The following is a 10,954-nucleotide window of genomic DNA, read 5'->3' as shown; positions in this document are numbered from 1 at the left end:
CCGTGGCCGAGGGCTCCAGGAGGGGCCGGGCTGGGGCCAAGGGCCCCAGGTCAGGTGGGCAACCCCCCGGAGCCGGAGGAACCGTTCCCCGCACGCCCGTCGGGGCCGCGGCCCCGAACAGACCACCCCCGCACCCCACAGCGTTAACAGAACATGCGTGCACCCACCCACCGGCCAGGGCCGAAGGCCTCCTGCCGCCGTCACCCCCTGGGGCGGGGGCGGCCACGCACCCGCCCGTCAGGGACGGACGGCGTGGGCAAGAGTGCGCAGCCAGGGGTCCCGGAACGCGGGCTCGGCGGCGAGGACCTCGCGGAAGCGGGTGCGGACCTCCGCGGTGCGCCCACGCTCGTACAGGGCGAGGGTGTGGGAGAGGGCGGCGCGGGTCTTCTCGTCGCGGCCCGGGCGGGCGACCTCCGGGTCGGCCCAGCGGGTGCGCCGGAACGACGGCTCCGTCTTGGGCTGCACGTTGCCCAGGTACCCCCACAGCCAGGCGGGCACCGACACGTTGCGCACCGCGCGCGGCGGCAGTTCCCGCACCCAGGGGGCGTGCTGCTGCCAGCGCCAGGTGTTGGGGCTGGTCTTCTCGCGCGCGACGATGCCCAGGTAGCCGACGCGGCCGCGGACGCGGTTCCAGTCGGTGCGGTCGTCGGCGATCCAGGCGCGCAGCTCGCGGTGCAGGTTCTCGAAGGTGCCGCCCTCGTTGACCAGGTCGCAGAAGGCGACGGCCCGGCCGCCGCCCGCCAGCCGGGCCGGGGTGATGCCCTGGGCGGTGAGGTTGGCGCGCAGCTGGGCGAGCTCGGCCGGGTCGAAGCCCTGGCCGTCGTACCCGTACAAGGACAGCGGCAGCCGGTGGATCCGGTCGCTGTGCGGGGTGTCGGCCAGGACACCCCGCAGCAGGTCGTACACGCTGTCCGGGGAACGCCCCACGAAGTACAGGTCGCGGTCGCCGCCGCGGGCCAGCACCTTGGCGGCGCACTCGGTGAGGGCGTCGACGTAGGACCGGTTCGGGTCCGCGGGTTCGGCGAGGGAGCCGACGCGGTCGTGTTCCACGTCCCAGCGGAAGGGGAGGTTGGGTTCGGGCATGCCCCGAGGAAAGCCGGACCGGGCCGCCCCGCGCAAGGGTTTTTCCCGGTGGGAGGATGGACCGGTGCAATCTCACCCGCTCGCTTCCACCGCCACCCTGGTCCTGGCCGCCGAGGACGCGCCCGTCCGGGACCCGGCCGCCCCGGTGTCCCCGTCGGTGCCGCCGCCCGTGCCGGAGGGGTCGGTGCGGTTCGCGACATTCAACGCGGCCCTGTCGCGGCAGCGGCCCGGGGCGATGCTGTCGGCGCTGGCGGGCGGCGAGTGGGGGAAGGCGCGCGCGGTCGCCGAGACCGTGCAGCGGGTGCGCCCCGACGTGCTGCTGGTGAACGAGTTCGACCACGACCCGTCGGGCCGGGCGCTGGAGCTGTTCGCCCGCAAGTACCTGGAGCGCGGGTGGAACGGCGCCGCGGGCGTGGAGTACCCGTACACCTACACCGCTCCGGTGAACACCGGGGTGGCCTCGGGCGCGGACCTCAACGGTGACGGCCGGGTGGTGACCAGGCCCGGGAGCGACGCCTACGCCGGGGACGCGTTCGGGTTCGGCCGGTTCCCCGGCCAGTACGGGATGGCGGTGCTGTCCCGGTACCCCCTGGTCGCGGCGCGGGCGCGCACGTTCCGGCTGCTGCCGCGGGCGGCGATGCCCGGGGCGCTGGCCCCCGTGGTCCCGGGCGGCGGGGAGCCGTTCCTGTCGCCGGAGGCGTGGGCGGCGGCGCGGCTGTCGTCCAAGAGCCACTGGGACCTGCCGGTGGACGTCGGATGGGACCGCCCGGTGCACCTGCTGGCCTCGCATCCGACGCCGCCCGCGTTCGACGGCCGCGAGCGCCGCAACGTGCTGCGCAACCACGACGAGATCCGGTTCTGGGCGGACTACCTGACCCCCGGCGCGGACGGCTACATCCGCGACGACGCCGGGGTCGCGGGCGGCCTGGACCCGGCGGCGCCGTTCGTGGTGGCCGGGGACCTCAACGCCGACCCCCGGGACGGCGCGTCCCTGCCCGGGGCGATCGGCCGCCTGCTGGGCCACCCCCGGGTGGTGGACCCGCTCCCCCACTCCCAGGGCGGCCGTGGCCGGGCCGGGAGCGCGGCGGGCGCCCCCGGGCACGGGGAGGCGTTCGCGGAGGACACCCGGCCGGGGCACCTGCGGGTGGACTACGTGCTGCCGTCGCGGGACCTGGGGGTCGGTGACCGGGGCGTGTTCTGGCCCGCCCTGGACGACCCGCTGGTGCGGCTCACCGGCGCGGGCCGCCCGTTCCCGGCCTCGGACCACCGTCTGGTGTGGGTGGACGTGTCGCGCTGACCGCCGGCGTCACCGGCCGCGGGCGGCCTCCTCCTCGGCGGCGGCCAGGCCCGCGGTGATGACGCTGTCCATGATCGCGGCGAGGCGGTCGGCGCCCAGCCGGGGCGCGTGCTCGGCCATGCGCTCGACGAGGCGGCGTTCGCGGTCCATGTCGCGCCCGGCGAAGTAGCCGACGGGCTTGAGCCGCTGGACCCGGGCGGCGACGAGGGCGCGCTGCTCCAGGAGTTCGGCGAGGCGGGCGTCCATGGCGTCGATGTGTTCGCGCAGGCGGGCGATCTCACTGGTGGTGGTCGTCTGGTCGGGCACGGTGGGCCTCCGGTCGCGGTGGGTGCATGCGGCCGAACGGGGTCCCGCGCGGGGGGTGTCGGCCGCCTGGAAAGCGAAAGAGCACCGGGGCCGCGAGGCCCGAGTGCTCTGTTGCCGACGTTCCCGTTTCCGCCTACGTGTCGGCGGCCGACGGGAGCGTCGGCTCGCTAAACACGAAATAGCGGTGGGTCATGTCCGTGATCGTAGCGTGTCCGCGGCGGGAGCGCACGCCCCCTGCCCGGTCCCGGCTACTCCGGGGCCTCGACGCGGACCATGATGGCCGTGGCCTCGGCGGTGACCTCGCCGTTGACGCGGATGCGGCCGTTGACGTAGACCTTGCGCCGCTCGGTGCGCTCCACCTCGGCGGTGATCTCCAGCGGGTTGAACAGCGGGGTGGGCCTGCGGTAGTTCACCTCCAGCTTGGCGGTGAGGCCGGGCGAGGTGGCCAGGGAGGAGGCGGTGCCGACGGCCTGGTCCAGGAGGGCGGCGATCCAGCCACCGTGGACCAGCCCGGGCGGGCCCTGGTAGACGGTGTCGAGGGTGACCTCGCCGTACACCCCGTCGGCGGTGGGGACCAGGGACAGGGGCGGGGCGGCCGGGTTGGTGTCCCCGGCGACGATGTTGGTGATGGTGCCGAACTCGCTGTCGCCGTCGGGGAGCTCGCGGCGGACCATGGTGCCGATCTGGCGGCGCGGGGCGAGGGCGAGGCGGTCGGTGACCTCCTCGACGGCGGCGGAGGCCGCGGCGAGGGTGTCGGGGTCGGCCTCGGTGTTGGCGACGGTGTCGATGAGGGCGTGCACGCGGCTCACGAGGGTGCGCAGCTCGGCGGGGATGTCGGACTGCTCCACCACGGGAAGGCCGAAGGCTCGGGGGTCGGGGCGTTCGGTGGCCGGCTGCGTGTTGACCGTCATGTGTTCCTCGTCGGGTCGGCGTGTGGGCTGGTGGTGGGGGCACCATCCGAAACCGAATCCTACTCGGTCGTATTCCGGTCGCCCCGCGGCCGGGCGTGCGCTCCCCGTCACACCGGCGGGGGACGGGGAGCACCCGCGGCCGTCCGCCCGGACCCCGGACAGGCCCGCGGGTGGGGCGTCAGCCCAGGTCGCGGACCATGTGACGGTGCGGGATCCCCGCGTCCAGGAACTCTTCCCCGTGCGCGGTGTAGCCGAGCCGCTCGTAGAAGCCCAGGGCGTGGGTCTGGGCGTGCAGCTCCATGGCGGCGAGCCCGCGTTCGCGGGCCGCGTCCTCGGCGGCCCGCACCAGGGCGGCGCCCAGGCCGGTGCCGCGCTGCTCGGGCAGCACGGCCATGCGCCCGAGCAGGCCCGCTCCCCCGTCCTGCTCCACCACGCGGACGGTGCCCGCGGGCACCCCGTCGACGAGGGCGATGAGGTGGAGGGCGGCCGGGTCGCGGTCGTCCCACTCCTCGGCGATGGGCACCTTCTGCTCGGCGACGAACACGGCGCCCCGGATGACGAACACTGCGGCGCGGTCGTGGTCGTCGCGCGCCTGCCTGATCTCGGTCGTGGTCATGAGCGCAGCGTAATACCGGAGCGGCACCGCGGAGGAACGAGCATTAACCTGGGCGTATGGGCATGCCCAGCACGGTCCACCCCGTCGTCGACGATCCGCGCACCGAACGCGCGCGCTACTGGCGTTTCTCCGGGCTGCCGGACACCGAGATGCTCACCGCCCGGTTCGTCACCACCAACTTCACCCGGCACACCCACCCCACGTACACGTTCGGGATCATCACCGGCGGCATCGAGGAGTACGCCCACCCCGGCGGCACCTCGCGGGTGGGCCCGGGCGGGCTGGCGGTGGTCGGCCCGGACGAGGTGCACACCGGGCACGCGGGGGTCCCCGAGGGCTGGACGTACCGGGTGTTCTACCCGGAGCCGGAGGTGGTGGTCGGCATCGCCCGGGAGCTGGGGCTGCGGGGCACCCCGGCGTTCACCGAGTCGGGGATCGACGCGCCCGAGGCGTCCCGGCTGCTGCACGCCGCGCACCTGGCGGCCGAACGCGGCGACCGGCTGGCGTCCTCCTCGCTGGTGCGGCGCGGGATCGCGGCGCTGCTGCGCTCCCACGGCCGCGAACGCGCCCCGCAGGTCCGCGCCCGCGCGGCCCGGCCCGAGACGGCCCGGGCCCGGGAGGTCCTGGCGTCCCGGCTGACCGACGCGCCGACCCTGGAGGAGCTGGCCGCGGAGGTGGGGTTGGGGCCGTTCGCCCTGTCCCGGGCGTTCTCGGCGGCCTACGGGCTGCCCCCGCACGCCTACCTCAACCAGCTGCGGGTGGGCCGCGCCCGGGAGCTGCTGGCGGCCGGGCGGGCGCCGTCGGAGGTGGCCGTCGAGGTGGGGTTCACCGACCAGGCGCACCTGAACCGGCACTTCCGCCGCCACCTGGGGGTGCCGCCGGGCGCGTACCGGAGGGCGCTGGCCGGCGGGCACTGACAGACCGCTGATAAGCCGCTGATGGGCTGCTGACAGGCGGGAGCGTGTCGGCCGGGTGTGCCGATGGGCACGTACCCGCGGGCGTTGACAGCCCGCTGAGCAGACGCTGACACGGATGCCGGCGGCCGCTGAGGCGGGTGCAAGAACGTACAAGACGGGTGCCGGGCCCGGCTCCTAGCGTGGGCGAACGTGAAAGCCATATCCCTTCTCCGTTCTCCCGCGGTGCGCGACAGCCTCGGGATCGGCGTCGCCGTGGGCGCCGCCGGCCTGGCGTTCGGCACCGCCGCCGTCACCGCCGGGCTGTCCCCGGCGCAGGCCGTGTTCACCAGCATGTTCATGTTCACCGGCGCCTCCCAGTTCGCGCTGATCGGCGTGGTCGCCGGGGGCGGCAACCTGGTGGCCGGGGCGCTGGGCGCCCTGCTGCTGGGCGCCCGCAACACCCTGTACGGCCTGCGGCTGGCCGACGTCCTGGGCTGGCGGGGCGGGTTCCGGCGCGCGGTGGCCGCGCACGGGGTCATCGACGAGACGACGGCGGTGACCCTGGCCCAGCCGGACCGGGCCTCGGCCCGGCTGGCGTTCACAACGACCTATGTGGTGCTGGGGACGTCGTGGGTGGCCACGACGCTGGTGGGGGCGCTGGCCACGGAACGGGTGAGCGACATCGGCGCGCTGGGCCTGGACGCGGTGGGACCGGCGATCTTCCTGGCGCTGCTGTGGCCGCGGCTGCGCGAGGGCGGTGCCCGCACCTGGCTGATCTCCGGGCTGGGGGCGGGGCTGGCGCTGGCGGCCACGCCGCTGCTGCCGGCGGGGGTGCCGGTGCTGCTGGCCGCGTCGGCGGCGCTGATCGCCCTGGTGGGCCCGGAGATGTCGGTGGCCGGACCGGCGGAGTCCGCCGCCGAGAACCCTGGGACCGATGGGACCGGCGGGGCCGCCGGGGAGTCCGGCAGCGACGACGAGGCGGTGCGCTCATGACGCTGTGGATCGTGCTGGTCGCCACGGCGATCGGGTGCTACCTGCTCAAGCTGGCCGGGCTGGCGGCGCCGCGGCGCCTGCTGGACAACGTGTGGCTGCGCCGGTTCGCCATGGCGGTGCCGCTGGCGCTGCTGGCGGCGCTGATCGCGGTGGAGGCGTTCCGCGGCGAGGGCCAGGCGCTGGCCTGGGACACCGCCCGGATGGGCGGGCTGGGCGCGGCGGTGGCGGCGCTGGCGCTGCGCGCCCCGTTCCTGGTGGTGGTGCTGGCCGCGGCGGCGGTCACCGCCGGGCTGCGGGCCCTGGGCCTGTGAACGCGGTGCGGGGGCGGCCGGGCCGCCCCCGCCCCCGCACCCGCGCCGGGCCCGTTTCCCGGGTTCAGCTCCCGGTGACGAAGCCGTAGAGCTCGTACCCGCACAGCACCAGGAACAGGCCGCCCGCGATGCTCAGGCCGGTGTTGGAGATCCACCCGTTGCGCCACTCGGCCGGGGTCCGGGAGGAGTTGAGCAGCCACATCAGCGTGAACGCCAGGAACGGCATGAAGAACGAGCCCAGCACGCCGTAGGCGATGATCAGCTGCACAGGGCGGCCCAGCAGCAGGAGCAGCATGGGCGGGAACGTCAGCCACAGCATGTAGCCGCGGAAGGGCAGGCTCTTCTCGGTGGCCGCCGGGTCCAGGCCGGTCCGCCCGCGCACGTGGTCGACGAAGTCCGCGAAGAGCAGGCTGACGCCGTGCCAGACGCCGATGATCGAGGAGTAGGCGGCGGAGAAGAACCCGATGAGGAACATCGTGGCGACGAACCCGCCGAAGCGGTCGCGCAGGACGTCGCCGAGTTCGAGCAGCCCCTGGTCGCCCGAGGACAGGGCGATGCCGCTGGCGTAGAGGAGTTCGGCGCCGACGATGAGCATCGCGACAACGAAGACGCCCGTGGTGATGTAGGCGACCCGGTTGTCGACGCGCATCATGCGGATCCACCCGGCGTCGCGCCAGCCCTTGGCGTTGACCCAGTAGCCGTAGGCCGCCATGGTAATGGTGCCGCCGACGCCGCCGATGAGGCCCAGGGTGTAGAAGAGCGAGCCCTCCGGCAGCAGCGGGACCAGGCCGGTGACGGCCTCGCCGACGTTGGGTCCGACGTAGACAGCCAGGCCGACGACGACCACGAACATGACGCCGATGAAGACCATCATGATCTTCTCGAAGATCGCGTACCGGTTGAACCAGACGATGGCCAGTCCGGAGACGCCCGCCAGGACCGCCCAGACGTTGAAGGGGACCTGCGGGAAGAGGGCCGCCAGCGGCAGGGCCGAGGCGGACATGGCGCTGGCGCCGTAGACGAAGCCCCAGATCACCACGTAGATACCGAAGTACACCCAGGTCCAGCGGCCCAGGCCGGTCCAGCCGTCGAAGATGGTGCGGCCGGTGGCCAGGTGCCAGCGGCCGGTCGCCTCGGCCAGGGAGATCTTGACGACGCAGCCCACGATGGTGGCCCACAGCAGGGTGTAGCCGAAGAGGTTGCCCGCGATGAGGGTGGCGACCAGGTCGCCCGCGCCCACGCCGGTGGCCGCGACGACGATGCCGGGCCCGATCTGCTTCCACGTCGCCTTGCGCTGTTCGGTGGCGGCCACCTGTGTCCTTCCGTCGCGGACCGTATCGGACTGGCTGCACTCTAGAACCGGGCACACGGATTGCAAGGGGGACGATGCCTTCCGTGACCGTTCCGTGGCGCAATCTCTATGACCCGGATCACAGGGGCGGTTCGGGGGTGGTTATCCACAGGTGCGCGGGGTGCTCCTTGACCCGGCTTCACCGGGCCTGGAAAGGTCGTTGACGGGTGCCCGGCAGATCCCGGGCGCACCGAGTGGACCTTGCGACGATGGAAGGGATCCCACCCCCATGGCCACAGCCGACCACCGCTCCACACCCCCCGACCGCACCGCCGCGCAGGCGGTGGTCGACGTCCTGGCCGCCGCGGGCGTCCGCCGCTGCTACACCGTGCCGGGCGAGAGCTTCCTCGAACTCGCCGACGCGATCGACCGCCACCCCGACATGCGCCTGGTGTCCACCCGGCACGAGGGCGGCGCCGGGTTCATGGCCGAGGCCGACGCCAAGCTCACCGGGGTCCCGGCGGTGGCGGCGGCCACCCGCGGGCCGGGGGCCGCCAACCTGGCGGTCGCGGTGCACACCGCGCACCAGGACTCCACGCCGATGATCGTGTTCCTGGGCCAGGCCGAGACCGAGAGGCTGGGCCGGGAGGCGTTCCAGGAGGTGGACCTCACCGCGTTCTACGCGCCGATCACCAAGTGGTCCACCACCGTGCACCGGGCCGACCGGCTGGCCGAGGTGACCGCCGAGGCGCTGCGGGTGGCCCGCTCGGGTCGCCCGGGGCCGGTGTCCATCGCGGTGCCCGGCGACCTGTTCGGACAGGTGGTGGGGTCGGCGGCCGTGCCGCGACCACCGGAGCCGCCGCGGCCGCCGCTGGGGGAGGCCGAGCGCGACCGGCTCGCGGCGTGGCTGACCCGGGCGGTGCGGCCGGTGGTCGTCGCGGGCGGGGGCGCCCGGGGCGCGCGGGAGGACCTGGTGCGGGTGGCCGAGCGGTTCGGCGCCGGGGTGTACTCCGCCTGGCGCAGGCAGGACGTGTTCCCCAACGACCACGCGCTCTACCTGGGCCACCTGGGGCTGGGGGCGCCGCCCGCGACGCTGACCGCGCTGGCGGAGGCCGACGCGGTGCTGGTGGTGGGGTGCCGGCTGAGCGAGACCACCACCCAGGGGTACCGGCTGCCGGACACCGCGCGGGCCAGGGTGGCGCGGATCGACATCGACCCGGGGCGGCCGGGGTCGCACGTGGACCTGTGGGCGTCGGTGGTGGCCGACGCGGGCGAGGCGCTGCGCGAGCTGGCCGGGGCGCCGTTCCAGGCCCCCTACCGGGACTGGAGCGCGGCCCGGCGGGCCTGGGTGGAGTCGGCGACCGTGCCGCTGGACTCGCAGGCGCACGAGGGGCCGGGGATGCACCCCTGGCAGGTGATCGCGGGGATGCGCGAGGCGCTGCCGGAGGACGCGGTGGTCACCAACGACGCCGGGAACTTCGCGTCGTTCCTGCACCGGGGCTGGTGGTTCCGGCATCCGCGCACCCAGCTGGCGCCCACCAGCGGGGCGATGGGGTACGCGGTCCCGGCAGCGGTGGCCGCCAAGCTGGCCGAGCCCGAGCGCACGGTGGTGGCGGTGGCGGGCGACGGCGGTGCGCTGATGACCGGGCAGGAACTGGAGACGGCGGTGCGCGAGGGCGCGGCCGTCACGGTGGTGGTGTTCCAGAACGGGCTGTACGGCACGATCGCCATGCACCAGGCCCGCGAGCTCGGCCGCCTGGCCGGAACACGGATCGGCGGGCCGCTGGACCTGGCGGGCTACGCCCGCTCGCTGGGGGCGCGCGGGGAGACCGTGCACAGCAGGGAGGAACTGGTCAAGGTGCTGGGCGAGGCGGTGTCCGCCGACCTGCCGACCCTGGTCGACGTGCGCACGGACCCGGAGGTGATCAGCCCCGCCGCGACCCTCACCGAACTCCTGGAGGCCCCCCGCTGACCGACCCCCGGTGACCCCACCCAGGCCGCCGCGGCCCGGGCCGCGGCGGCTGCCGCGCCGAGCGCCGAGGTGGGCACACCCGCCGCCCCCGACCACCGACCGCTCATGCGGCGTGCGGCCGAGGCAGGCCCGGCAGCGGCCACCGGTCGCCGACCTCCCGGTGGCCGCGAGGCGGCGCGGCGGCGTGCGCTTGGGACAGGCACACCCGGCAACTGCGCCGAAGCGCCGAGGTGGGGACCCGGCGTCGGCCGCCTGTCCCCGGCCGCCGGGGCAGGGCTCCCCGTAGCGGCGGCCGACCGCCCGGAGGCGCGCCGGGCGGCGCGGCGGCGTGCGCCCTGGGCGGGTGTATCGGAGGCGGCCGCCGACCCCGGGCCAGCGGTGTGCCCGGGGTCGGGGCGACCACGCCGGTCACCGGTCGGCGGCGGTCAGACGGGGACGGGGCGGGTGTCGTAGGCGGCGGCCGCCTCGCGCAGGGCGCGGACGCAGGCGCGGATGGCGGGGCGGCGGGAGGCGTCGGTGCGCCAGAACGCGTACACCTGGCGGACCAGGGCGGGCTGCACCGGCACCACCCGCACCCCGTCCGGGAGCGGGCCGCGGCCCAGCCGCGGCATGACGGCGGCGCCGATCCCGGCGGCGATGAGCGCCAGCTTGGTCTGGTGCTCCTCCACGTTGTGGATGACGTTGGGCTCGCCGCCGCGCGAGCGGATCATGTCGTAGAGCCAGTCGTTGCAGATGGAGCCGCGCGACCAGCTGATCCAGGGCAGGTCGAGGATCTCGTCGATGGCGAGGATCTCCCGGTGGGCGAGGGGGTGGTCGGCGGGCAGGGCGATGTCGCCGATGTCCTCCATCAGGGGCGCGCGGGTCATGCCCTCGGGCAGGGCGAGCGGGGCGCCCACCCAGTCGATGACCATGCACAGGTCCACCTCGCCGCGGGCCATCGACAGCAGGGTCTCGTGGGGTTCCTCCTCGAAGAGCTCGACGCGCAGCCGGGGGTGGGCCTCGCGCAGGGTGTTGAGGGCCTGGGGCAGGATGCCGCGCACGGCGGTGGGGGTGCCGGAGATGCGCAGGTGTCCGGTGACGTGGTCGCGGTGGGCCTCCAGGTCGGCCTCGGCGCGCTGGACCAGGGAGAGGATGCGGGCGGCGTGCTCGACGAGGAGTTCGGCGGCGTCGGTGAGGCGCACCCCGCGGCCGTTGCGTTCGACCAGGGGCTGGCCGACCTCGCGTTCGAGTTTGGAGAGCTGCTGGGAGACGGCGGAGTTGGTCACGTGCAGCGCCTCG

At 75.0% G+C, this 10,954-nt stretch carries 11 protein-coding genes; 5 read left to right on the top strand and 6 right to left on the bottom strand.

Annotated features, from left to right (window positions below; all coding sequences use genetic code 11):
* Nucleotides 1-237: 237 nt before the first annotated feature.
* Nucleotides 238-1,083: a hypothetical protein gene (locus ACJOT3_RS26445; RefSeq protein WP_406975819.1), complete on the bottom strand. Its 846-nt coding sequence runs from the start codon at nt 1,081-1,083 to the stop codon at nt 238-240.
* A 64-nt stretch (nt 1,084-1,147) separates the two neighbouring features.
* On the opposite strand from ACJOT3_RS26445, the gene ACJOT3_RS26440 reads away from it, so the two are divergent.
* Nucleotides 1,148-2,380 (top strand): endonuclease/exonuclease/phosphatase family protein, encoded by a 1,233-nt coding sequence (locus ACJOT3_RS26440; protein WP_406975818.1) that lies wholly within the window; start codon nt 1,148-1,150, stop codon nt 2,378-2,380.
* Between the two features lie 9 nt (nt 2,381-2,389).
* Here the strand turns inward: ACJOT3_RS26440 and ACJOT3_RS26435 are convergent, their stop codons facing one another.
* The 3 genes from ACJOT3_RS26435 to ACJOT3_RS26425 all read right to left on the bottom strand — a co-directional run bounded on the left by ACJOT3_RS26435 (nt 2,390) and on the right by ACJOT3_RS26425 (nt 4,213).
* Nucleotides 2,390-2,686 (bottom strand): chorismate mutase, encoded by a 297-nt coding sequence (locus ACJOT3_RS26435; RefSeq protein WP_406975817.1) that lies wholly within the window; start codon nt 2,684-2,686, stop codon nt 2,390-2,392.
* A gap of 248 nt (nt 2,687-2,934) precedes the next feature.
* Complete coding sequence (locus ACJOT3_RS26430) at nt 2,935-3,597, bottom strand: PaaI family thioesterase (RefSeq protein ID WP_406975816.1); 663 nt, start codon at nt 3,595-3,597, stop codon at nt 2,935-2,937.
* Nucleotides 3,598-3,775: 178 nt separating this feature from the next.
* On the bottom strand, nt 3,776-4,213 hold the full coding sequence (locus ACJOT3_RS26425) for a GNAT family N-acetyltransferase (protein ID WP_406975815.1): 438 nt from the start codon (nt 4,211-4,213) through the stop codon (nt 3,776-3,778).
* 56 nt (nt 4,214-4,269) lie between these two features.
* Here ACJOT3_RS26425 and ACJOT3_RS26420 point away from each other — a divergent pair, with 56 nt between their 5' ends.
* The 3 genes from ACJOT3_RS26420 to ACJOT3_RS26410 all read left to right on the top strand — a co-directional run bounded on the left by ACJOT3_RS26420 (nt 4,270) and on the right by ACJOT3_RS26410 (nt 6,413).
* Entirely contained in the window at nt 4,270-5,130 is an 861-nt protein-coding gene (locus ACJOT3_RS26420) for an AraC family transcriptional regulator (RefSeq protein ID WP_406975814.1), read from the top strand.
* Between the two features lie 222 nt (nt 5,131-5,352).
* Nucleotides 5,353-6,102, top strand: a complete 750-nt coding sequence (locus ACJOT3_RS26415) for an AzlC family ABC transporter permease (RefSeq protein WP_406975813.1) — start codon at nt 5,353-5,355, stop codon at nt 6,100-6,102.
* Nucleotides 6,099-6,413: an AzlD domain-containing protein gene (locus ACJOT3_RS26410; RefSeq protein ID WP_406975812.1), complete on the top strand. Its 315-nt coding sequence runs from the start codon at nt 6,099-6,101 to the stop codon at nt 6,411-6,413. Before ACJOT3_RS26415 ends, ACJOT3_RS26410 begins: the two co-directional genes overlap by 4 nt.
* A gap of 64 nt (nt 6,414-6,477) precedes the next feature.
* Here the strand turns inward: ACJOT3_RS26410 and ACJOT3_RS26405 are convergent, their stop codons facing one another.
* On the bottom strand, nt 6,478-7,725 hold the full coding sequence (locus ACJOT3_RS26405; RefSeq protein ID WP_406975811.1) for an Nramp family divalent metal transporter: 1,248 nt from the start codon (nt 7,723-7,725) through the stop codon (nt 6,478-6,480).
* A 268-nt stretch (nt 7,726-7,993) separates the two neighbouring features.
* Here ACJOT3_RS26405 and ACJOT3_RS26400 point away from each other — a divergent pair, with 268 nt between their 5' ends.
* Complete coding sequence (locus tag ACJOT3_RS26400; RefSeq protein ID WP_406975810.1) at nt 7,994-9,676, top strand: thiamine pyrophosphate-dependent enzyme; 1,683 nt, start codon at nt 7,994-7,996, stop codon at nt 9,674-9,676.
* A gap of 425 nt (nt 9,677-10,101) precedes the next feature.
* Here the strand turns inward: ACJOT3_RS26400 and ACJOT3_RS26395 are convergent.
* A partial coding sequence (locus tag ACJOT3_RS26395) for a LysR family transcriptional regulator (RefSeq protein WP_406975809.1) occupies nt 10,102-10,954 on the bottom strand: 853 nt, incomplete at its 5' end.

It is taken from the genome of Nocardiopsis protaetiae (assembly GCF_045446735.1).
In the GTDB taxonomy this organism is placed as follows: Bacteria; Actinomycetota; Actinomycetes; order Streptosporangiales; family Streptosporangiaceae; genus Nocardiopsis; species Nocardiopsis protaetiae.
This window is presented reverse-complemented; position numbering and strand designations above follow the sequence as displayed.